Origin of the sequence: Kaistia sp. UC242_56 (assembly GCF_044452255.1) — a bacterium.
GTDB classification, from domain to species: domain Bacteria; phylum Pseudomonadota; class Alphaproteobacteria; order Rhizobiales; family Kaistiaceae; genus Kaistia; species Kaistia defluvii_A.
This window is the reverse complement of record NZ_JBIOAN010000002.1, coordinates 2,318,678-2,339,651: the sequence shown is the minus strand read 5'-3', so window position 1 is coordinate 2,339,651 and position 20,974 is coordinate 2,318,678. Positions and strand designations below refer to the sequence as shown.

18 protein-coding genes are annotated in these 20,974 nt (G+C 66.8%); 7 read left to right on the top strand and 11 right to left on the bottom strand.

The genetic code is table 11. From position 1 onward, the window contains the following. Window positions 1-4 precede the first annotated feature (4 nt). The 3 genes from ACHMWQ_RS13725 to ACHMWQ_RS13715 are packed head-to-tail and all read right to left on the bottom strand — an operon-like array spanning window position 5 to window position 2,873. A complete protein-coding gene (locus ACHMWQ_RS13725; protein WP_354548799.1) occupies window positions 5-1,201 on the bottom strand; it encodes an NAD(P)/FAD-dependent oxidoreductase in 1,197 nt (398 codons plus the stop codon). Next, window positions 1,198-1,959, bottom strand: coding sequence for a pseudouridine synthase (locus ACHMWQ_RS13720; protein ID WP_354548797.1), 762 nt, complete (start codon window positions 1,957-1,959; stop codon window positions 1,198-1,200). The genes ACHMWQ_RS13725 and ACHMWQ_RS13720 overlap by 4 nt, the downstream gene beginning before the upstream one ends. After that, window positions 1,956-2,873 carry a class I SAM-dependent methyltransferase gene (locus tag ACHMWQ_RS13715; protein WP_396307876.1) on the bottom strand — a complete coding sequence of 306 codons (918 nt, stop codon included), beginning with the start codon at window positions 2,871-2,873 and terminating at the stop codon, window positions 1,956-1,958. Before ACHMWQ_RS13715 ends, ACHMWQ_RS13720 begins: the two co-directional genes overlap by 4 nt. Window positions 2,874-2,974: 101 nt before the next feature. On the opposite strand from ACHMWQ_RS13715, the gene recG reads away from it, so the two are divergent. The 3 genes from recG (at window position 2,975) to ACHMWQ_RS13700 (ending at window position 7,839) form a co-directional block, all read left to right on the top strand. After that, the gene (gene recG / locus ACHMWQ_RS13710) at window positions 2,975-5,083 is read left to right on the top strand and encodes an ATP-dependent DNA helicase RecG (protein WP_396307875.1); all 2,109 of its coding nucleotides are present in this window, start codon (window positions 2,975-2,977) and stop codon (window positions 5,081-5,083) included. A gap of 70 nt (window positions 5,084-5,153) precedes the next feature. Beyond that, window positions 5,154-6,914, top strand: coding sequence for a chloride channel protein (locus tag ACHMWQ_RS13705; RefSeq protein ID WP_396307874.1), 1,761 nt, complete (start codon window positions 5,154-5,156; stop codon window positions 6,912-6,914). 127 nt (window positions 6,915-7,041) lie between these two features. Then, the gene (locus ACHMWQ_RS13700; protein ID WP_396307873.1) at window positions 7,042-7,839 is read left to right on the top strand and encodes an outer membrane protein; all 798 of its coding nucleotides are present in this window, start codon (window positions 7,042-7,044) and stop codon (window positions 7,837-7,839) included. Window positions 7,840-7,909: 70 nt separating this feature from the next. On the opposite strand, the gene ACHMWQ_RS13695 is transcribed toward ACHMWQ_RS13700, so the two are convergent. The 4 genes from ACHMWQ_RS13695 to ACHMWQ_RS13680 all read right to left on the bottom strand — a co-directional run bounded on the left by ACHMWQ_RS13695 (window position 7,910) and on the right by ACHMWQ_RS13680 (window position 12,917). Further along, a complete protein-coding gene (locus ACHMWQ_RS13695; protein ID WP_354548789.1) occupies window positions 7,910-8,647 on the bottom strand; it encodes a DUF502 domain-containing protein in 738 nt (245 codons plus the stop codon). Between the two features lie 142 nt (window positions 8,648-8,789). Then, complete coding sequence (gene glmS, locus ACHMWQ_RS13690; protein ID WP_396307872.1) at window positions 8,790-10,610, bottom strand: glutamine--fructose-6-phosphate transaminase (isomerizing); 1,821 nt, start codon at window positions 10,608-10,610, stop codon at window positions 8,790-8,792. Window positions 10,611-10,735: 125 nt separating this feature from the next. Next, window positions 10,736-12,091, bottom strand: a complete 1,356-nt coding sequence (glmU, locus tag ACHMWQ_RS13685) for a bifunctional UDP-N-acetylglucosamine diphosphorylase/glucosamine-1-phosphate N-acetyltransferase GlmU (protein WP_396307871.1) — start codon at window positions 12,089-12,091, stop codon at window positions 10,736-10,738. An 88-nt stretch (window positions 12,092-12,179) separates the two neighbouring features. After that, window positions 12,180-12,917 carry a cytochrome c biogenesis protein CcdA gene (locus tag ACHMWQ_RS13680; RefSeq protein WP_354548785.1) on the bottom strand — a complete coding sequence of 246 codons (738 nt, stop codon included), beginning with the start codon at window positions 12,915-12,917 and terminating at the stop codon, window positions 12,180-12,182. Between the two features lie 175 nt (window positions 12,918-13,092). Here ACHMWQ_RS13680 and ACHMWQ_RS13675 point away from each other — a divergent pair, with 175 nt between their 5' ends. The 3 genes from ACHMWQ_RS13675 to ACHMWQ_RS13665 all read left to right on the top strand — a co-directional run bounded on the left by ACHMWQ_RS13675 (window position 13,093) and on the right by ACHMWQ_RS13665 (window position 15,739). Further along, window positions 13,093-14,061, top strand: coding sequence for a carbohydrate kinase (locus ACHMWQ_RS13675; RefSeq protein WP_396307870.1), 969 nt, complete (start codon window positions 13,093-13,095; stop codon window positions 14,059-14,061). 9 nt (window positions 14,062-14,070) lie between these two features. Further along, complete coding sequence (locus ACHMWQ_RS13670) at window positions 14,071-14,730, top strand: chloramphenicol phosphotransferase CPT family protein (RefSeq protein ID WP_396307869.1); 660 nt, start codon at window positions 14,071-14,073, stop codon at window positions 14,728-14,730. Window positions 14,731-14,797: 67 nt separating this feature from the next. Further along, window positions 14,798-15,739: a sulfite oxidase heme-binding subunit YedZ gene (locus ACHMWQ_RS13665; RefSeq protein WP_396307868.1), complete on the top strand. Its 942-nt coding sequence runs from the start codon at window positions 14,798-14,800 to the stop codon at window positions 15,737-15,739. On the opposite strand, the gene ACHMWQ_RS13660 is transcribed toward ACHMWQ_RS13665, so the two are convergent. Then, window positions 15,679-17,214: an amidohydrolase family protein gene (locus ACHMWQ_RS13660; protein WP_396307867.1), complete on the bottom strand. Its 1,536-nt coding sequence runs from the start codon at window positions 17,212-17,214 to the stop codon at window positions 15,679-15,681. The genes ACHMWQ_RS13665 and ACHMWQ_RS13660 overlap by 61 nt on opposite strands. Window positions 17,215-17,389: 175 nt before the next feature. On the opposite strand from ACHMWQ_RS13660, the gene ACHMWQ_RS13655 reads away from it, so the two are divergent. Continuing rightward, the gene (locus tag ACHMWQ_RS13655) at window positions 17,390-18,055 is read left to right on the top strand and encodes a YitT family protein (protein WP_396307866.1); all 666 of its coding nucleotides are present in this window, start codon (window positions 17,390-17,392) and stop codon (window positions 18,053-18,055) included. A gap of 13 nt (window positions 18,056-18,068) precedes the next feature. Here ACHMWQ_RS13655 and ACHMWQ_RS13650 read toward each other — a convergent pair whose 3' ends face one another. The 3 genes from ACHMWQ_RS13650 to epmA all read right to left on the bottom strand — a co-directional run bounded on the left by ACHMWQ_RS13650 (window position 18,069) and on the right by epmA (window position 20,918). After that, entirely contained in the window at window positions 18,069-18,704 is a 636-nt protein-coding gene (locus ACHMWQ_RS13650) for an FMN-binding negative transcriptional regulator (protein WP_396307865.1), read from the bottom strand. Between the two features lie 84 nt (window positions 18,705-18,788). Beyond that, window positions 18,789-19,859 carry a lysine-2,3-aminomutase-like protein gene (locus ACHMWQ_RS13645; protein ID WP_396307864.1) on the bottom strand — a complete coding sequence of 357 codons (1,071 nt, stop codon included), beginning with the start codon at window positions 19,857-19,859 and terminating at the stop codon, window positions 18,789-18,791. 15 nt (window positions 19,860-19,874) lie between these two features. Beyond that, window positions 19,875-20,918, bottom strand: a complete 1,044-nt coding sequence (epmA, locus tag ACHMWQ_RS13640; protein WP_396307863.1) for an EF-P lysine aminoacylase EpmA — start codon at window positions 20,916-20,918, stop codon at window positions 19,875-19,877. Between the last annotated feature and the right edge of the window lie 56 nt (window positions 20,919-20,974).

The window sequence follows — 20,974 nt, the reverse complement described above, 5'->3', positions numbered from 1 at the left end:
CTCCCTACGCCGCCTGCCCCGCCACCCAGCCGGATGACCAGGCCCATTGGAAATTGTAGCCGCCTAGCCAGCCGGTGACGTCGACGACCTCGCCGATGAAATAGAGGCCGGGGACTTCCCTGGCTTCCATCGTCTTGGGATCCAGCTCGTTGGTATCGACACCACCCAGCGTCACCTCGGCCGTGCGATAGCCCTCGGAACCCGCCGGCCTCACGCGCCAGGCATTGATCGCCGCCTCGACGCGGCGCAACGCCTTGTCCGAGAGGTCGGCGAGATTGCCCGGGCCCTTCTCCTCCTCGGCGATCAACTGCGCCAGCCGCTTCGGCAGCAGCGTCGCCAGCACCGTGTGCAGCGCCTGCTTGCCGCGCTCGGCCTTGGCCGCCTTCAGCGTCGCGAACACGTCCGTCTCCGGCAGCATGGAGAGCGTGATCTCGTCGCCCTCGCGCCAATAGGACGAGATCTGCAGGATCGCGGGGCCGGAAAGGCCGCGATGGGTGAACAGCATTGCCTCGGCGAACCGCGTCTTGCCGTGCTGCGCGACCGCGTCGACGGCGATGCCGGCCAGCGGCTCCAGCCGCGCCAGCGTGGCGGGATCGAAGGTCAGCGGCACCAGGCCCGGGCGCGTCTCGACCTGCTTCAGGCCGAACTGGCTGGCGATCTCATAGCCGAAGCCGGTCGCACCCATCTTCGGGATCGACTTGCCGCCGGTCGCGATCACCAGCGATTTGCAGACGACGTCGCCCGTCGATAGCGCAACCCGGTAGCCGCCATCGACCCGATGCTCCACCCGCTTGATGGTGGTGCCCAGCCGCAGCTCGACGCCGGCCCGCAGCATCTCGGACACCAGCATTTCGATGATCTGCTTGGCGGAGCCGTCGCAGAACAGTTGGCCAAGCGTCTTCTCGTGATAGGCGATGCCATGACGCTCGACGAGGGCGATGAAATCGCGCTGTGTATAGCGTGACAGCGCCGAGATACAGAAGCGCGGGTTCTGCGAGACGAAGTTCTTGGCCGAGGCGTGGATATTGGTGAAGTTGCAGCGGCCGCCCCCGGATATGCGGATCTTGTCGCCGGCCGAGGGCGAATGGTCGATGATGGCAACCGAGCGGCCGCGCTTGCCTGCTTCGATGGCGCACATCATGCCGGCAGCGCCGGCGCCGAGCACGACGACGTCGTAGAATTTCGATCCTGGAAGCGTCACCCTGAGGCTCCAAACACCGCGTCGATGTCGGCAGGCGTCAGCAGGCGGTACGAACCGGCCTCCAGATCGGCAGGCAGATCGAGCAGGCCGATCCGGTCGCGATGCAGCGCCACGACATGGTTGCCGACGGCCGCGAACATCCGCCGGACCTGATGATAGCGGCCTTCATGCAGGGTCAGCGTCGCCTGCTTCGGGCCCGAGGATTCCATCTCGGCCGGCAGCAATGGCTTGTCGTCACCCTCGAGCAGCAGCCCGCCGGCGGCGAAGATCTCGGCCTCGTCGCCATTCAGCGGCCGGTCTAGCGTCACCTGGTAGCGCTTCGGCACATGATGGCGCGGCGAGATGATGCGATGGAGCAGCGCGCCGTCATCGGTCATCAGCAGCAGGCCCGACGTCTCCTTGTCGAGACGGCCGACCGTGGAGATGACGGGATCGCGGCGGCGCCAGCGTTCCGGCAGAAGCGAATAGACCAACGGGCCTATTTCCTTGTGCGAGCAGGTAACGCCGAGCGGCTTGTGGATCATCAGGGCCATGCCGGGCGCCGGGTCCAGCGGCTCGCCGGCCACCGTCATGCGGGTCACCAGGTCCGGCTTCACATAGATGTGCTGCGCCGGATCGGTTTCGGCCTCGCCGTCGAGGATGACCCGGCCGCCCTGGATCAGGCCCTGGACCTCGCGGCGCGAGCCATAGCCGAGATTGGCCAGCAGCCGATCAAGCCGTGCAGAGGGGAAGGCCTGCTTGCCGCCGGGCTTGCTCATTTGCGCGCCTCATAGACCTTGAAGCCATCGGCTTCGACGATCAGCACGGCGCGGGCGAACAGGTCCTTCAGGTGATCCTCATAGGGCAGATGCCGGTTGGCGGTCAGCCAAAGACGGCCGCCCTTGCGCAGGCTTTCGGCGGCACGGCGGACGAAGGACTGGCCGAGCGAGCGATCCTCGGCACCACCATCATGGAAGGGCGGGTTCATGACGATGAAATCGAGCCCTTCGGGAATCGTGCCGGCCTTGCGCACATCCGCCCAATGGATGCTGGCGCGCGGATCGGTGATGTTCTTCGCGGCAGCCTCGACGGCGCGCCGGTCGATATCGACCATGTGCAGCGCCTCGACGGTCGGCATGGCAAGCACGGCGCGCGCCAGATAGCCGACGCCGCAGCCGAGATCCGCGCCGCGTCCGGAAAGCTGCGGCAGGTGCTTCAAGAGCAGCGCGCTGCCCGGATCGACGCGGTTCCAGGAGAACACGCCAGGCTGCGACCAGAGGCCGGTTTCCTCGACCTGTCGCGGCGCGCCATCGTCGATCGCCGCCTGGAGCGCGGGCAGGTCCGTGGGCCGGGTCGAGACACAGATGCGATGATGCCGAAGCGCCGTTTCCTCGAATTCGCAGCCAAAGGCCTTCAGTTCCTTGGCGAGCCGCGAGCCGCCCTTGTCCTTCGGCGCCATCACCGTCAGCTGGCCGCCCGGCTGCAGTACGCGCAGCGCCTGGGCGATATCGTGCCGGCGCTCGATCGTGCCGGGCGGCGCCAGCATCACCATGGCGGCGAGCGAACCTTCCGCCTGGCGTTCTAGCGCCGGGCTCCCGGGCAGCAGCGGCGAAAACTGCACCGCGTCGCGCGGCACGTCCGCCAGCTCCGCCGGGGGGTTGCCATAGACGCCGGTTGTTGCTTCTTGGGTCATCGATCTCTCACGCACAATTTGTGCTGTTCCTACCCTGCCCGACGCCATGGCGAAAGGTTGGCGGGACGTTCTAATCTCCCGGCCAGGAGAATCATGCCCCGATGCGCCCCGAAATCCTGAATCCGCTGTTCCGCCCCGTCACGAGTCTGACCGGCGTCGGCCCCAAGATCGGCGAGGCCATGGGGCGGTTGCTGCTGGGTGGCGACGCGCCGGAACCGCCGCGCGTAACCGATCTCCTGCTGCATATTCCCGTGGGGCTGATCGACCGCCGCAATCAGCCCGGGATCGCCCTGTCGCCGGAAGGCGCGATTGTTACGCTCGAAGTACGCATCGACCGCCATCTGCCGGCGCCGCGCGGCAACAAGCGAATCCCCTACCGGGTCATGGCGCATGACGACACTGGCGAGATCGCACTGGTCTTCTTCCGCGCCGAGCAGAACTTCCTCGAACGCACCATGCCGGTCGGCGAAACGCGCTTCGTCAGCGGCAAGGTCGAGTGGTTCAACGGCCGGCCGCAAATGGTGCACCCCGACCATATCGTCGACCGCGAGGCCTTCGAGCAATTGCCGATGGTCGAGCCGGTCTATCCGATGACGGCGGGGCTGGCGCGCAAGACGCTGGGACGCGCCATGCGCGGCGCGCTCGACAGCCTCCCCGACCTGCCGGAGTGGCAGGATCCGACGTTGATGTCGCGCCAGCGCTGGACCGGCTTCAAGCCGACGCTGGAAGCCGTGCATGCGCCGACGACGCCAGCTGAGCTGGCACCGGAGGGCCCGGCGATCAGCCGCCTCGCCTATGACGAGTTCCTGGCCAACCAGCTTGCGTTGATGCTGACGCGCGCCAATCTGCGCCGCGCCGCCGGACGGGCGCGGATCGGCGACGGGCGGATGCGCCGCGCGATCACCGCCGCCCTGCCCTTCACGCTCACGGGCAGCCAGCAGGCCGCGATCGCCGATATCGAGAAGGACTTGGCCTCCGACGAACGCATGCTTCGCCTGCTGCAGGGCGATGTCGGCTCGGGCAAGACCATGGTCGGCCTGATGGCGGCGGCGACCGTCATCGAGGCAGGCAGCCAGGCAGCGCTGATGGCGCCGACCGAACTGCTCGCCCGCCAACACGCCAAGACGCTTCAACCGCTCGCCGACGCTGCCGGCATCCGCATGGCGATCCTGACCGGCCGCGAAAAGGGCCGCGAGCGCGCCGAGATCCTGGCCGGACTGGACGATGGCAACATCGATCTCGTCGTCGGCACCCATGCGGTCTTCCAGGCCGGCGTCGAGTTCCGCGACTTGGCGCTGGCGATCGTCGACGAGCAGCACCGCTTCGGCGTGCATCAGCGCCTGGCGCTTTCCGCCAAGGGTGCCGCCACCGACATCCTCGTCATGACGGCGACGCCGATCCCGCGCACGCTGGTTCTCACCGCCTTTGGCGACATGGATGTCTCCAAGTTGCCGGACAAGCCGGCCGGCCGCCAGCCGATCGAAACCCGCACGGTGCCACTCGAACGGCTCGACCAGGTGGTGGAGCGAATCCGCGCCGCGATCGCCGAGGGCGCCAAGGCCTATTGGGTCTGCCCGCTGGTCGAGGAATCGGAGGAGGTCGACGCCGCCGCGGCGCAGGATCGCTTTGTCGACCTGCAGCGCGCGCTCGGCCCGGTCGTCGGCCTCGTCCACGGAAGGATGAAGGCGGCCGAGAAGGACGAGGCAATGCAGCGCTTCCAGCGCGGCGAAACCCGGATCCTGGTCGCGACCACGGTCATCGAGGTCGGCGTCGACGTGCCGGACGCGACCATCATGGTGATCGAACATGCCGAGCGCTTCGGCCTCGCGCAGTTGCATCAGTTGCGCGGCCGCGTCGGCCGCGGCTCGAAAGCCTCGACCTGCCTGCTGCTGTACAAGGGGCCGCTCGGCGAGGTGGCGCATGACCGGCTTGCCATCATGCGCGACACCGAGGACGGATTCCGCATCGCCGAGGAAGATTTGAGGCTGCGCGGCGAAGGCGAATTGCTGGGCACGCGCCAGTCCGGCACACCGGGCTTCAAGATCGCGCGCTTCGAGCATCATGCCAGCCTGCTCGAAATCGCCCGCGACGATGCGCGGCTGATCGTCGAGAAGGACCCGGCGCTGCAATCGCCGCGCGGCAAGGCGCTGCAGCTGCTGCTCTATCTTTTCGGCCGAGACGAGGCGATCAAGCTGCTGCGCGCCGGCTGAGACAAGACGCGCCAAGCTTTTGAAGGCGGGAACGCCTATTCAAACGGCGAGCATAGGCATCGCGACTGACATGGGACTTTCCACCCTCCCCGACCGCGCCATGAGCCGCGCCCGCGCCCTGATCCGGACGCGGGAGCCCTCGCTGCTGATCGTTGCGGCGGTGATCGGATGTCTCGCCGGCCTTGCCGTCACGATCATGAGCCGGCTGGCGCAATGGCTGCACGTGGTGCTGTTCTCGATCGAGCCGGATGGCTTCCTCAGCGCAACCGCCATGATCTCGCCGCCCTGGCGCGCGGCCGCCACGGCCGGCGGCGGGGTGGTACTAGGCGCGCTCTTCCTCCTGTTCTTCCGGCGCGCCCGCCAGATCGTCGACCCGATCGAAGCCAACGCGCTGCATGGCGGGCGGATGTCGCTGCGCGACAGTCTGCGCGTCGCCCTCGAAGCGATCATTTCCAACGGCTCCGGCGCTTCGGTGGGCCTCGAGGCGGGCTACACGCAGGTCGGCAGCGCCATGGCCTCGCGCATCGGTCAGCGGCTGCATCTGCGCCGCACGGACCTGCGCACCGTCGTCGGCTGCGGCGCGGCCGGCGCCATCGCCGCGGCCTTCAGCGCGCCGTTGACCGGCGCCTTTTACGGTTTCGAGCTGATCATCGGCGTCTATACGGTCGCGAACATCGCCCCGGTGATGACGGCGTCGATCGCCGGCTTCCTGGTCGCCCAAGGCCTGGGCGCCGCCGCCTACACCATCGAGGTGCCGAAGGCACTGGCGCTGCATGCCGTCGACTATCCCCCCTACCTGCTGCTCGGTGTCATCGCCGGCTTCGCCGCCATCGCCATCATGCGGCTGGTCACGCTCGCCGAGGTGATCTTCCAGAAGAGCCGGCTGCCGCGCGCCATCCGCCCCGCCGTCGGCGGCGCCATCCTCGGAGGGCTAGCGCTCTACAGTCCCCAGGTGCTCGGGGCCGGCCATGGCGCCATGCATCTGAATATGGCCGAGGGCGTGCCAGCCGGCCTGCTGGCGACCATCCTTCTGCTGAAGATCGCCGGCGTCTCGATTTCGCTCGGGTCGGGCTTTCGCGGCGGCATGTTCTTCGCCTCGCTGTTTCTGGGCGTCATCGTCGGCAAGCTGTTCGCCATGGCGGTCGCCTGGATCGCCCCGTCCGCCGGCATCGACCCCGTGGCCGCCGCCATCGTCGGCATGAGCGCGCTCGGTGTCGGAATCGTGGGCGGCCCGCTCACCATGACGTTCCTGGCGCTGGAAGCGACCGGCGACCTCGCCATCACCGGCATCGTGCTGGCTGCCTCGATCCTCTCGGCCATCACCGTGCGCGAGTTCTTCGGCTATTCGTTCTCAACCTGGCGGCTGCATTTGCGCGGAGAAACGATCCGCAGCGCCATCGACGTCGGGTGGCTGCGCGGCCTCACGGTTGGCCGCATGATGCGAACCGACGTGCGCAGCGTGCTCGCCACCATGCCGGTTAGTGCCTTTCGCAGCCTGTTTCCGCTCGGCTCGACCCAGCGCGTCGTCGTCACCGATACCGATGGCCGCTATGCCGGCATCATTCTGGTCGCCGAGATCCACTCGACCCCATCCGAAGATGTCGACGATACGATCCAGTCCTTCTGCCGCCAGCCCGATAAAATGCTGTTTCCCAACATGAGCGCCCAGACAGCGGCCAAGGTATTCGACGAGGCGGAGAGCGAAGAACTGGTCGTGGTCGACGATGCGTCAAGCCGGCACGTCATCGGCCTGCTGACCGAGGCGCATCTGTTCCGCCGTTACGCCGAGGAACTCGACAAGGCGCGCCGTAGCCTCGCGGGCGAGTCCTAGCATCGCGCGGTCGCTGCAACACTTCGTCAACCATATGATCTCTCGGTTAATATAGTTGCCTTAGTGCAACAGCATTTCGAACGAGTTTTGTTACGATGGTTTCACAATCCTTCTGGTGGAGCTCATCATGACCGCTTCGAAGTTCGCCCTGCTTGCCACGACCCTGCTCGTTGCTTCCCCCGCGCTCGCGGCCGACCTGACCTACGAGCCCGCGCCGGCACCTGTGGCAGTCGCCGCACCATTCTCCTGGACAGGCTTCTATGTCGGCCTGAACGCCGGCTACGGCTGGGGCGACGTCGACACCAGCGAGAATTCGATGACCACGACCGGCCCGCTGGTCGGCGTGGGCCCCGGCACCTTCATACCGGCCGCGACGTTCCTTGGCGCCGACAGCTCGGCCAGCGCCGACGGCATCCTGGGCGGCGCACAGATCGGCTACAACTATCAGGTTGGCACCTGGGTGTTCGGCGCAGAGGCCGATTACCAGGCCGCGGACCTCAAGACCTCGGACAGCTTCCTGGGTTCGCCGCAGGGACCCTACTACCAGACCTCGGCGGAACTGCAGTCGTTCGGCACGCTGCGCGCCCGCGTCGGTTACGCCATCGACAACGTCCTGATCTATGGCACGGGCGGTCTCGCCGTCGGCCAGGGCAAGGCCGGCCTCACCATCCAGGGCGGCGTTCCCGGCGGCTTCACCGGTCCGGAATACTCCCAGACAGACAGCAAGACCATGGTCGGCTATGCCATCGGCGCCGGCGCGGAATGGGCGATTGCCCATAGCAACTGGTCGGTCAAGGCCGAGTATCTCTACACCGACTTCGGCTCCAAGACCTTCGACTTCGATTTCGGCTCCGCCGGCAGCGCTTCGAGCCGCGGCGAGATCAGCGCCAGCATCGTGCGCGCGGGCCTGAACTACCGCTTCTGATCGCGACGCGATCTCCTGCGAAAAGGCCCGGTCGAGACCGGGCCTTTTCGTTGGGGGGTTGGACTTTCGCCTAGCCGCCGGAGCGCCGTGTCAGGACCGGTGCGGGCGGGTCGAGCGGCGGGGTATGGGCCGCCACGTCATATTCGGGGGCGACCAGACCGGCCGAGATGACCAGCTTCGCGGCTTCCTCCACCGTCATGTCGAGTTCGATCAGTTCGGAGCGCCGCACGAACATCATGAAGCCCGCAGTCGGCGCCGGCGTGGGCGGCAGGAATACGGTCACCCATTCCTCGCCATCCTGGCTGATCCGCCGCCGGATCTCGCCTTTCGTCTCCGTCGCGATGAAGACGATCGACCACACGCCCTTGCGCGGAAATTCGAACAGCGCCGCCTTCTGGAACGACTTGCCGCCCTTGCCCGACAGCACGGTCTCGAACAGCTGCTTGAGGGCGCTGTAGAGATTGCGGACCAACGGCGTGTGGTTCAGCAACTGCTCGCCCATGCGCACCAACGAGCGCCCGACGAAATTCGCCGTCAGGAAGCCGAGCAGCGTCAGCGCCACCACGGCAACGAACACGCCGAAGCCCGGAACGGAGAAGGGCAGATAGGCGTCGGGGCTGTATTCGAGCGGGATGACCGGCTTGACCCAGCCATCGATCCATTTGATCAGCGACCAGGTCAGGTAGATCGTGATCGAGATCGGCGCGGCGATGACCAGACCGGTGAGGAAATAGTTCCGCAACCGTTTGATCAGCCGACTGCCGCCCGTTTCACCGGCTGGAGGGAGTTGGGGTTCCTGAGAGCTCATTCCACCGCCCGCGCGCCTGAATCATGCCTGCCAGCCGCCATTATGACGGCTGGCATACGGATGACCAGAAGATACTCCTGCGCAAAGGCGCCGGCGGCGAATTCGTTCCGCGGCGACCTGCCCTCCCAGCGTCGCGAACGCGCTACTCTACCGTCACCGACTTGGCGAGATTGCGCGGCTGGTCGACGTCCGTACCCATGAAGACGGCGGTGTGATAGGCGAGCAACTGCACCGGGATCGTATAGACCAGCGCCGTCACGCTGGAGGGCATCTCGGGCAGCATGATCGTCGCCATCGTATCCATGGCGGCCGCCTCGGCGCCCTTCCGGTCGGTGATCAGGATGATCCGGCCGCCGCGCGCCGCGACTTCCTGCATGTTCGAGACGGTCTTCTCGAAGATGTGGTCGTAGGGCGCGATGACGACGACGGGCATGTCCTCGTCGATCAGCGCGATCGGGCCGTGCTTCAGCTCGCCAGCCGCGTAGCCCTCGGCGTGGATATAGGAGATTTCCTTGAGCTTCAGCGCGCCTTCCAGCGCGATCGGATAGCTGGTGCCACGGCCGAGATAGAGGCAGTGCTTTACCTTGGCCAGGTCGCGCGCCAGCGCTTCAATCTGCGCGTCGAGCTTCAGCGCCTCGTGCATCAGACGCGGCACTTCGCTCAGCGCGCGCACCAGCGCCTGCTCCTCGTCGCCGCTGAGCACGCCGCGCGCCTTGCCGGCGGCGACAGCGGTCGCAGCAAGCACGGAAAGCTGGGCGGTGAAGGCCTTGGTCGAAGCGACGCCGATTTCCGGCCCCGCCAGCGTCGGCAGCACGAAATCCGCCTCCCGGGCGATGGTCGATTCGCGGACATTGACGACCGCAGCGATCTTCTGCCCCTCGCTCTTGGCATAGCGCAGCGATGCCAGCGTGTCGGCGGTCTCGCCCGATTGCGAGATGACGATCGAAAGACCGGCCTTCGATAGCGGCTGCTCGCGATAGCGGAACTCGGACGCGATATCAATGTCGACCGGCAGCCGCGCATAGCGCTCAAACCAGTACTTGGCGACGAAGCCGGCAAAGAAGGCCGTGCCGCAGGCGGTGATCGACAGCCGGTCGATCGCGGCGAAATCGATGCCGGCCGGAAGCTTTGCGCTACCGTTCACCAGGTCGAGATAATGCGCCAGCGTGTGGGCGACGACTTCCGGCTGCTCATGGATCTCCTTGACCATGAAGTGGCGGTAGTTGCCCTTGTCGACGACATGGGTGGTACCCTGCAGGCGCGTCAGCGGCCGCTCGACCGGATTGCCCGCCTCGTCATAGATCGCAGCGCTCGAGCGCGTCAGCACGACCCAGTCGCCATCGTTCAGATAGGTGATCTCGTCGGTGAACGGCCCGAGCGCGATGGCGTCGGAGCCGAGGAACATCTCGCCCTCGCCCCAGCCAATCGCCAGCGGGCTGCCGCGACGCGCGCCGATCAGCAGGTCTTCCTCACCCTCGAACAGGAAGGCGAGCGAGAACGCCCCCGTCAGCCGGCCGAGAACTGCCTGAACGGCCTCCTTCGGCGACAGGCCGGCGGCCAGCTTGACCGTCACCAGATGGGCGATGACCTCGGTATCGGTATCGGAGGAGAAGCTGCGGCCGGCCGCTTCCATCTCCAGCCGCAACTCGCGGAAGTTCTCGATGATGCCGTTATGGACGACCGCCAGGCGCTCGGTCGCGTGCGGGTGGGCATTGCGCTCCGTCGGCGCGCCATGCGTCGCCCAGCGCGTATGGCCGATGCCGGTCAGGCCGAAGCGCGGCGAAACGGCCAGCTTCAGGTCGAGATTTCGCAGCTTGCCCTCGGCCCGAAGCCGGTCGAGATGGCCGTCCTCCAGCGTCGCGATCCCGGCGGAATCATAGCCGCGATATTCCAGCCGCTTCAGCGCATCGACCAGAAGTGGCGCGACGGGCGTCCGGCCCAGAATGCCGATAATTCCGCACATGTTGCAGTTTCCCCGTTCGCGATGCCTTCAAGGCGGCATCTTAGTCCAAGTCAAATCCAAGCGCCTCTTAGCCTTTCGGGCCAAGTGCCGGAAATCACTTCCTGTTTCTAGCCTTCACCGACCGCCTAGACGCGGACGCGCTTGGTCTTGGCCTTCATCTCGCGGAAGCGGGCGGCCCAGCCCGGCTTTTCCACCTGCCGTCCGCGGGCAATCGCCAGCGCGTCGGGCGAGACATCCTCGGTAATGACGCTGCCCGACGCGACATAGCCGCCGTCGCCGATCGTCACCGGCGCGACCAGCACGCTGTTCGACCCGATGAAGGCGCCCTCGCCGATCACGGTCAGCGCCTTATCGTAGCCGTCGTAATTTCCGGTGACCGTGCCCGCGCCGACATTCGCCTCGGCGCCGACCTTGGCGTCGCCGATATAGGTCAAATGGCTGATCTTTGCGCCGGCGCCGATCTCGGCGTTCTTCACCTCGACGAAATTGCCGACCTTGCTCTTGGGCCCAAGCTGCGCGCCGGGACGAAGCCGGGCGAACGGCCCGACCTCGGCGCCGCGCTCCAGATGCGCGCCGGTCAGATGCGAAAAGGCGTGGATGACGACACCCTCGTCCACGGTGACACCGGGGCCGAAGAAGACGTTCGGCTCAATCACCACGTCGCGCGAAAGCTTCGTGTCATGCGCCAGGAACACCGTCTCCGGTGCGGTCATGGTGACGCCCGCAAGCAAAGCCGCCTGCCGGGCGCGGTCCTGCCAGATGCGCTCGACATCGGCGAGCTCGGCGCGCGTGTTGACGCCGCCGACCTCCGCCGCGTCCGCCTCGATAGCCACGACGCCGAGCCCACGCTGGTTGGCGATCTCGACCGCGTCGGTCAGGTAGAACTCGCCCTTGGCGTTGTTGTTGTCGATGGCATCGAGCACGGCCAGGATTGTCTCGCCACGAAAGCCCATCAGGCCCGCATTGCAGAAGCCGATGGCGCGCTCTTCCTCGCTCGCCTCGCGCTCCTCGCGGATCTCCAGCAACTGCCCGTCGCGCTCGATCAGGCGGCCATAGCCGGTCGGAACCTCCGGGCGGAAGCCGAGCACGACGACGCTAGCGCCTTTGGCCAGCTCAGCGCGCATCCGCGCCAGCGTCTCGGCGGTGACCAGGGGCGTGTCGCCATAGAGCACCAGCACGTCATCGGAGGCGATTTCCAGCGCCTCGCGCGCCGCCAGCACGGCATGCGCCGTGCCGAGACGCTCCACCTGCTCGACCAGCACTGCCGCAGGCGCGGCCTTGGCGGCGAAGTCGCGCACCGCGCCCGCGCCATTGCCGACGACGACGGCGAAACGGTCGATGCCGGCGCCGGTCGCCGTCTTCAGCACATGGCCGATCATCGGCAGGCCAGCGACCGGATGCATCACCTTGGGCAGGGACGATCGCATGCGGGTGCCCTCGCCTGCGGCGAGCACGATGGCGAGCGAAGAGCGATCCGGCATGTTTCCTCCAGGAGAGCGAAGCTGTGGCGCGTAGCTATGGCCCGAAAAGCCTAAATAGCTATTGCCGCATTTTTGGGATGATCCGAAATCAGCCGATCCGCGACAGCGCGGGGAAAGTTTCAAGCAGCCAGAACGACATCGCCGTCATCTGGCCGGTCAGGAACAGCACTCCGGCAAGAATCAGGAAAACGCCCATCGCCTTCTCGACCATCGGCATATAGCGACGGAACCGGCGCAACCCGCCGATGAAGCGCTCGGCAAAGCCGGCGGCGATCATGAAGGGAATGCCGAGGCCGAGCGAATAGACCGCGAGCAGGCCGGCGCCGCGGCCGACCGTATCCTGCGAGCCGGCAACGGCGAGAATCGCCGCCAGCACGGGACCGATGCAGGGCGTCCAGCCAAAGGCGAAGGCAAGCCCGAGCACGTAAGCCCCGACGAGGCCGCCCGGCTGGTTGGCGACCTGTACCCGCGCCTCGCGCTGCAGGAAGGCGATGCGGAAAACGCCGAGGAAATGCAGGCCCATGACGATGATCACGAGGCCGGCGACGATGGAGAGGATCTCCTGCTGCCGCGCCACCATCCGGCCGAGCACCGAGGCCGTCGCCCCGAGCAGCACGAAGACGGTGGTGAAGCCCAGCACAAAAGCGAAGGACGAACGCAGCACCATTCGCCGGTTGCGGCCATCCGCCTTGGCTCCCGCCACCTCGTCGAGGCTCAGCCCCGTCACGTAGCAGAGATAGGGCGGCACAAGCGGCAGCACGCAGGGCGAAATGAAGGAAAGCAGCCCTGCGATCAGGGCGCCCCAGAGCGTTACGTCTGACGGCATGGCTTCTCGGTCGTTGGCGCAGAAAACTTCGACGATCCGGCGGATGCCACCGGCGCAAGGCCGTTATAGGGCAAAGGCTACGACGAAACACGAGGGACATCGGATCGCACCCCGGCGCGGACCGACGCGACGCGTCGAAGCCGCTTGGCGGCGCGCCGCGCTTCGGCTAATGGGCATGGACGATACAGACCAGCGGGAGAAGACCGAGATGATCGTGAGTTGCGGCGAGGCACTGATCGACTTCCTGCCGGTCAAGGATGCGGCGGGGAACGATTCCTATCAGCCGAAAGTCGGCGGCTCGCCGTACAACGTGGCCCTGACCGCAGGGCGGCTGGGCAACCATACCGGTTTCCTGGGCGGCATCTCGACCGATTTCTTCGGCGAGATGCTGGTCGAGGAACTGAAGCGCTCCCTGGTCAGCCTGAAATATGTCGGCTTCTCGGCGCGTCCCACCACGCTCGCCTTCGTCAGCCTGCTGCATGACGAGCCGCAATACGCCTTCTTCGACGAGAATTCTGCCGGACGCCTGCACGATCCGGCCGCGCATGAGCCGATCGGCGACGAGGTCGAGGCGATCCACTTTGGTTCGATCTCGCTGATCCCCGAGCCCAGCGTCAGCCGCCTTGCCGCCGTGATGGATGCCAATCGCGGCAAGCGAGTGCTTTGCTACGATCCCAATGTCCGCCCGACCCTGATCCACGACCGCGACGCGTTCATCGCCAATGTCGAAAAGTTCGCGCATGGCGCCGACATCGTGAAGATCTCCGGCGCCGATCTCGAATGGCTCTATCCGGGCGTCGAGGCGGAGACGGTTGCCAGCCGCTGGCTCGCTGCCGGCACGGGCCTCGTCGTCGTCACGCGCGGCGGCAATGGCGTCACCGCCTATACGCCAAGTGGCTCGGTCTTCAGCCCGGTCATCCCCGTCACCATCGCCGACACGGTCGGCGCCGGCGACAGCTTTACCGGCGGCCTGCTGGCACGGCTCTCCGAAAAGGGCCACCTGACGATCGACGGCGTGCGCAACATCGACCCCGCAGCCCTCAAGGATGCGCTCGATTTCGCCAACCGCGTCGCCGCGATCACCTGCTCGCGCGCGGGCGCCAACCCGCCCTGGCGCAGCGAACTGGTCGAAGCCGAAGCCTGAGGCTTCGGCGTGACGCAGGCCCCTCGCCCTGGCCGGATCGTCATCCTGAACGGCGCGCCGCGATCCGGAAAATCGAGCATCGCGGCCGCCATCCAGGAGAGCTTCGACGGCCCCTGGATGAGCCTCGGCGTCGACGCCTATGTCAACGCCGTGACGCCACCACGCTATCGGCCGGGCATAGGCCTTCGTCCCGGCGGAGAGCGGCCGGATCTCGAACCGCGCCTCCCGACCTTCTACGCAGCACTCTACGAATCGATCGCCGCGCATAGCCGGCTTGGCCTCGACGTCGTCGTCGATGTCGGCCATCACGACGATTATTCAAAGCCGCTGCAAATCCTGCCCGATTGCGCCCGTCGCCTTTCCTGCCTTCCGGTGCTGTTCGTCGGCGTCCGCTGTCCCATCGAGACCATCATGCAGCGGCGTCGCGCCGGGCAGGCGGGGCGCGAGGGCCTCTATGCCGTAGGCACCGCCGGAGATCCCGTCCCTGCCCCGGTCCTCCGCTGGCAGAACGCCGTGCATGTCCCCGGCATCTACGACCTCGAACTCGACACGTCGCAGCTCACGCCAGCCGAGTGCGCCGCGCGGATCGACGCGCGCCTGAGGGACGGCATCCCGGGCCCGACGGCCTTTGAGCGGCTGGCAAAATTGGCACCGCTCACGGAAAGCTGATCGCCGCGGTGACACAAATCGCCTTCTGGTCACGTATGAGGACTAACAGCGATTGCATGAGGTCCCGATGAATCGATCCGCCACGCCGGCCGCCCGTCTCTATCCCTGGCAGGACAGGAAGGGCGATTTCTCGCCGCTCAAGGCCATCGTCTTCGCCGGCGTGTTCCTGCCTGGCCTGTGGCTCGTGGCCCGCGCCATGATGGGGACGCTCGGTCCCCGCCAGATGATCGAGATCAACCACCAGACCGGCCTCTGGGCGGTGCGGTTCCTGCTGCTGACGCTCGCCATCACACCACTGCGCCATGTCTGGCGCTGGCCGGAACTGGTCTTCGTCCGGCGCACGCTCGGCAATGCGGTCTTCGCCTATGGGCTCATCCACCTTGTCGCCTATGCCGGCGATCTCGCCTGGGATGTGCCAAAGGTGATCTCGGAGATCTTCGCCCGCGTCTATCTCACCATCGGGCTGATGGTGCTGATCCTGCTGACGCCGCTGGCGATCACCTCAACCAATGGCATGATGAAGCGCATGGGCGGCCTCAACTGGCGCCGCCTGCACCATCTCGTCTATCCGATCATCCTGCTGGCGGCGCTGCACTTCTTCCTGCAGTCGAAGCTCGGCGTCACCGAGCCGATCGTCATCACCGCCGTCGCGATCTGGCTGCTCACCTGGCGCTTGCTGGCGGCATGGCTCGGCGAGGCGCGGATCGCCACCCTGCCCGCGACGCTGGCGCTGGGCGCCACCATGACGGTGGCCACGGCGTTCGGCGAGGCGCTCTACTACTATCTGAAGATCGGCGTCGCCTTCAGCCGCGTCCTGCCGACCAATTTCAACCCCGCCGCCGGCATCCGCCCAGCCTGGATCATCGGCGGCATCGTTCTCGCCGTGCTGGCGGTGGCGGTTTTCCGCCGCTTCCTGCCGGCGAAGAAGTCGGCGCGGCGTTCGGCCCGTCAGCCCGGCGTCGCCGCGAAACCGGAGGCCTCGTCGCAGCCGCAGGGAAACGCCGCATAGCGCTCGACGCGGTAGGGCTTCATCGACAGCCCTCGGCAGAAGCCAGTCACGGCCTCCTCCAGCTTTTCGACCTTGGCGATCTCGCCGGCGTTCAGTTCCAGCATGCGGTCGCGCGCCGCCTCCGCCTTGTCGGCGAGCGACGCCATGTCGGAGGCAAGGTGTCGGCCGTCGCGGACGATGAACGTGCCGTCGACCATGACATGGCGCACGGCGGTCGCGTCCTCGGCGAAGACCAGCTGCGTCGCGGGATCGTTGATCGGCATCCAGTTGGGATGATCGAGGCTGAGAAAGACGATGTCGGCGCGCTTGCCGGGCGCGATGGCGCCGACATGGTCGAAGCCGGCCATCCGCGCCCCGCCCCGCGTCGCCGCGTCGATGATTTCGGGCGCCGTCAGCCAGCGGCGATGGTCCGGCTGGCGCACGGCGGCGACCTGGCCGGCGGCGCGCATCGCCTCATACATGTTCTGGTTATCCGACGAGACCGCACCATCCGTACCGATGGCGAGGTTGACGCCGCGTTCCAGCATTCTGCGCGCATCGGCGATGCCCGAACCGAGCCGCATGTTGCTGCCGGCATTGTGCGAAATGGACGAGCCACGGTCGGCGACGCGACGCAGGTCGTCATCGTCGAGCCAGATGCCATGCGCGATCGAGAAATGCGGCCCGAGGACGCCGAGGTCGTCGACATGGGCCAGCATGGTCTTGCCATACTTGGCAATCGCCGAGACGGCCTGCATCTTGGCCTCGCCAATATGGCTCTGGATGACGGTCCCATGCTCGCGCGCCAGCCGGTCGCAGCCAAGCATCAGCTCGTCCGAGCAGACCAGCGGAATGGTCGGGGCGATGCCGAGCTTGACGTGGTCGCGGTCATGCGGCCAGCGTCTCAGCGCCTCGTCCATCAGCCCCAGCACGCGGTCGGTGGCCGGCGCGCCGTCGATCTTCGCCAGCGCGCGCAGATCGCCGGGCAGGCTTTCTACCAGGCCCGGAATGCCGCGATAGAAGGTCGTATCGGCCAGCATCGGCGCCATCACGGCGCGAATGCCGGCGTCGCGATAGGCCTGCCCCATTGCCTCTAGTTCCTCGATCGAGGCGACCGGAAGGCCAAAGGTCAGGTCGAAGGCGAGCGTGCAGCCCTTCATCGCCATCTCGACCGCGCCGAGATAGGTGTTGAGATACTTCATCTCCAGCGTCTGGTTGGCAAAGCGCGCCGGGGTCGCCAACAGCAGGAGCTCCAGATTGAAGCGGTCGCGATAGCCGCGCGTCAGCGCCCCGGTGCCATGGGTGTGGCCGTTGACGAAGCCCGGATGCAGCAGATGCCGGCTGGCATCGACGACCTCCGCATCGTCCGGCGCGGCGAGACCGGGAGCGCCGATCTCGAGGATGGCGCCGTCGCGGATCAGGATATCGCGCAGCGGCGCCGCCCTGGCGCGCGCATCGAGCAGGCGGCCACCCCGGATGATCTTGAATGCGCGCATCGATTTCCCCTCTGACCCGCTCCGGCTCTATCGCCGTCGACCATGCTAGATCGCCGCTCCTCATCCGTCAGCCGCCACCGCATCGCCCGGCAGATGTTGCACCGCAATATTCGCTTGTCGGCGATTTAAGACAGTATTACTGTCCTATTGCATCGGTGCGGCTCGGAGATGGCCCATGGACGACGAACGGCAGCTCGCGCATTCGCTCTATGACGATGTGCTCGCCTTCCTGATCGGCACGCTGTTCATCGCGCTCGGCCTCGCCATGCTGAAGGCGGCGGGGCTCGGCATTGGCGGCACGGCGGGCATCGCCTTCCTGACCAACAACGCGACCGGGCTCGATTTCGGCAGCGTCTTCTTCGTCATCAACGTGCCGTTCTTCATCTTCGCCTATCTGGCCTTCGGCCCGCTCTACCTGCTGCGCTCGGTCATCGCGACGGCGCTGCTTTCGGTCGAGACCACCCTGCTTCCGTCCCTGCTGACCTTCGGCCATATAGAGCCGATCCTGGGGGCGGCGATGGGCGGGCTGCTGATCGGCATGGGCATGCTGTCGCTGATCCGCCACCAGGCGGGCATTGGCGGCTTCGCGACGGCGGCGGTCTATCTGCAGGAGCGCTATGGCTGGCGGGCCGGCAAGCTGCTGATGGCGGCAGATCTCTGCGTCATGGCGGCGGCATTCCTGCTGCTCCAGCCGAGCCAGGTGGCGCTCTCGGTCTTCGCCGTGATCTGCCTCAACATCGTGCTGGCCTTCTACCACAAGCCCGGCCGCTATGCCGGCTTCGCCCGCTTTGAGCGCAACCGCAGCGCCAAGGCGGCCTTGGTGCGCTCGCGCAGGGCGTGAGCCAGAGACGGCCTCAGTCGGAAGCCGGCTTGTAGCGTTCGGCCACCAGCTCGGCCATCGGATGGTCGCTCTGTCGCAATCCGTCGATGACGCCTTCGCGATCGGCGGCAGGCCGGTTCTGGCTCACCTTCCACTTGCCTTCGATACGGGAAATCGGGATCTCCAGCCCGACAATGCCCTTCATCTGGGCGGCAAGAAACGGCTCCGGCGCGTCATCGACGCGCCAGGCTCGCGCCTGCGACGCCTCGCTCGCATCGGTCAGTTCGCCGACCTGCTGGCGCAACCAATCGGTCGATTCGAGGATGCGGGGCGTGCCCCAGGCATGCACCGTGGCGTAGTTCCAGGTCGGCACGACCTTGTGGGTCTCGGCCTTGGTCGCATACCAGTTCGGCGTCACATAAGCGCTGGGCCCCTGGAACAGCACCATCGCCTCGGCGCCGGCACGGAGGGCCGCCAACTGCTCGTTGGCGCGGGCGAGATGGGCCCGCAACAGACCCTTTTCGGAGCCGGCCGGATCGATCAGGAACGGGATCAGATTGGCCATCAGCCCGCCCTCGCCCGCCGTCACCAGCATGGCCAGCGGATGGGCACGCATCAGCCCATGCATGACGTCAAGCCGGTCTTCACGAAAGGCGGGAGGCTGATACACGGTAAACCCTCATGCGGAACATTCGGCCGATCCTGCCATCGGCCGGCGGCGGATCGCAAGGCGCAGACGCCCTTGGCGCCAATCTCAGACCGCGTCGTTGAACCGATATTCGTGCGCGCCGCCATTCGGATCGGTGACAGTGCCGTCCTCCCGGACATAATCCGGCCCGATCGGCACCTTGCCGTAGCCCCCGGGAATGTCGAGCACATAGGTGGGCTGGGCGAGGCCGGAGAGCCGGCCGCGCAGGGCGCGCATCAGCGCCTGACCTTCCGCGATCGAGGTGCGGAAATGGCTGGTCCCGGGGGCGAGATCGCCATGATGCAGGTAATAGGGCTTCACCCGCGCCTCGACGAAGCCGCGCATCAGCGCCGTCATCGTCTCGGGATCGTCGTTGATACCCTTCAGCAGCACCGTCTGGCTGACCAGCGCGATGCCGGCGTCGACAAGCCGGGCCAACGCCGCCCGGGCATCGGCCGTCAGCTCGCGCGGATGATTGGCGTGGACGGCGATATAGACGGTCTTGCCGGTGTTGCGCAGCGCCGCGACCAGTTCGCTGGTGATGCGCGCGGGATCGACGACCGGCACGCGCGTGTGAAAGCGCAGGATCTTGACGTGCTCGATGGTGCGGAAGCGCTCCAGCAATTCCGCCAGACGGCGCGGCGCGATGACCAGCGGGTCGCCGCCGGTGAAGACCACTTCCCAGATTTCCGGCCGACCGCGAATGTAGGCGAGCGCTGCCTCCAGTTCTTCCTCGCCAAGCATGGTCGGGCCGCCGGGGCCGACCGTCTCGCGGCGGAAGCAGAAACGGCAATAGACGGCGCATACATGCACCAGCTTCAGCAGGACGCGGTCCTGATAGCGATGCACCAACCCCGGCACCGGACTGTGCGCATCGTCGCCGATCGGGTCGGCGCGCTCTTCCGGCAAGGTCGTCAGCTCGGCCGTCGTCGGCACAAACTGCGCCGCGATCGGGTCCTGCGGGTCGCTCGCGTCGATCAGCGTCGCCATGGCCGGCGTCACGGCCACGGCATAGCGCTCAGCCACGCGGTCCAGCCCTTCGCGCGCGGAGAGTGGCGCAAGGCCGACTTCGACAAGCGCTGCGGGCGAACGCAGGGTCAGTGATTTTTCAAGCGGAATGACGGGTGAGCGGGACATTCCGCACTCTTTCGGTCATTCCGCCGCCGGTGTCCAGATCACCGCGTCAAGACGCGGCGCTCCGGTCGCCAGCATGACCAGGCGGTCGAAGCCGAGCGCGATGCCGGATGCCGCCGGCATGATGGCGAGCGCAGCGAGGAAATCCTCGTCGAGCGGGTAGCGGTCGCCATAGACGCGCTCCTTCTCGTCCATCTCGGCGATGAAACGCCGACGCTGCTCGGCGGCGTCCGTCAGCTCGCCGAAGCCATTGGCGAGTTCGACACCGCAGCAATAGAGCTCGAAGCGCTCGGCGACGCGCGGATCGCCCGCCTTCGGCCGGGCCAGCGCCGCCTCGACCACCGGGTATTCGCACAGAACCGTCGGCCGGCCCTGCCCCAGATTGGGCTCTACCTTCTCGGCGATGATGCGGCTGAAAATGTCGCTCCAGCTGTCGTCATCGACAATGCGGATCCCGGTCGCCGTCGCCTGCGCCGCCAGCCCGTCGCGGTCCGGCGCGCCGTCCTCGGCAAGCGTCGCCAGCAGGTCGATGCCCGCATGACGGAGAAAGGCGTTGGCGACGGTCAGCCGCTCGGGCTCGGCGAACGGATCGGTTTCGAAGCCGCGATGGGTGAAGCGGCGTGTCTGGGCCGCCTCGGCGGCCGCGGCCAGTAGCGCGGCGCAATCTTCCATCAGCGTCTCATAGGCCTCGCCGGCGCGGTACCACTCCAGCATGGTGAACTCGCAGGCATGGCGGGGTCCGAGCTCGCGGTTCCGGAACACCGGGCCCAGCGTGTAGATCCGCTTCTCGCCCGCCGCCAGCAGCTTCTTCGCCGCGAATTCCGGCGAAGTATGCAGATACAGCGGTTGCCGGGTTCCGTCGGGAAACACCCGTTCGGTGGCGAAGGCGTGCAGATGGGCCTCGTTGCCAGGCGAAACCTGCAGGATGCCGCATTCGACCTCGACGAAATCGCGGCCCAAGAACCAGTTGTGCACCGCTGCCTTGATGCGCCCGCGCGTCATCAGCAAGGGACGGCGATCCGCATGGACATGCGGCGTCCACCAGGGGGATGCACGGGTCATTCTCGCAGTTCTCCTGTCATGGACACCGGGCAAGCCTGCCGGCCTCGACGAGATTC

Coding starts and splice junctions, on each gene's coding strand:
- ACHMWQ_RS13720 (WP_354548797.1), bottom strand. CDS start 1,959: ATGAGCAAGCCCGGCGGCAAGCAGGCCTTCCCCTCTGCACGGCTTGAT.
- ACHMWQ_RS13715 (WP_396307876.1), bottom strand. CDS start 2,873: ATGACCCAAGAAGCAACAACCGGCGTCTATGGCAACCCCCCGGCGGAG.
- recG (WP_396307875.1), top strand. CDS start 2,975: ATGCGCCCCGAAATCCTGAATCCGCTGTTCCGCCCCGTCACGAGTCTG.
- ACHMWQ_RS13705 (WP_396307874.1), top strand. CDS start 5,154: ATGGGACTTTCCACCCTCCCCGACCGCGCCATGAGCCGCGCCCGCGCC.
- ACHMWQ_RS13700 (WP_396307873.1), top strand. CDS start 7,042: ATGACCGCTTCGAAGTTCGCCCTGCTTGCCACGACCCTGCTCGTTGCT.
- ACHMWQ_RS13695 (WP_354548789.1), bottom strand. CDS start 8,647: ATGAGCTCTCAGGAACCCCAACTCCCTCCAGCCGGTGAAACGGGCGGC.
- glmS (WP_396307872.1), bottom strand. CDS start 10,610: ATGTGCGGAATTATCGGCATTCTGGGCCGGACGCCCGTCGCGCCACTT.
- glmU (WP_396307871.1), bottom strand. CDS start 12,091: ATGCCGGATCGCTCTTCGCTCGCCATCGTGCTCGCCGCAGGCGAGGGC.
- ACHMWQ_RS13680 (WP_354548785.1), bottom strand. CDS start 12,917: ATGCCGTCAGACGTAACGCTCTGGGGCGCCCTGATCGCAGGGCTGCTT.
- ACHMWQ_RS13675 (WP_396307870.1), top strand. CDS start 13,093: ATGGACGATACAGACCAGCGGGAGAAGACCGAGATGATCGTGAGTTGC.
- ACHMWQ_RS13665 (WP_396307868.1), top strand. CDS start 14,798: ATGAATCGATCCGCCACGCCGGCCGCCCGTCTCTATCCCTGGCAGGAC.
- ACHMWQ_RS13660 (WP_396307867.1), bottom strand. CDS start 17,214: ATGCGCGCATTCAAGATCATCCGGGGTGGCCGCCTGCTCGATGCGCGC.
- ACHMWQ_RS13655 (WP_396307866.1), top strand. CDS start 17,390: ATGGACGACGAACGGCAGCTCGCGCATTCGCTCTATGACGATGTGCTC.
- ACHMWQ_RS13645 (WP_396307864.1), bottom strand. CDS start 19,859: ATGTCCCGCTCACCCGTCATTCCGCTTGAAAAATCACTGACCCTGCGT.
- epmA (WP_396307863.1), bottom strand. CDS start 20,918: ATGACCCGTGCATCCCCCTGGTGGACGCCGCATGTCCATGCGGATCGC.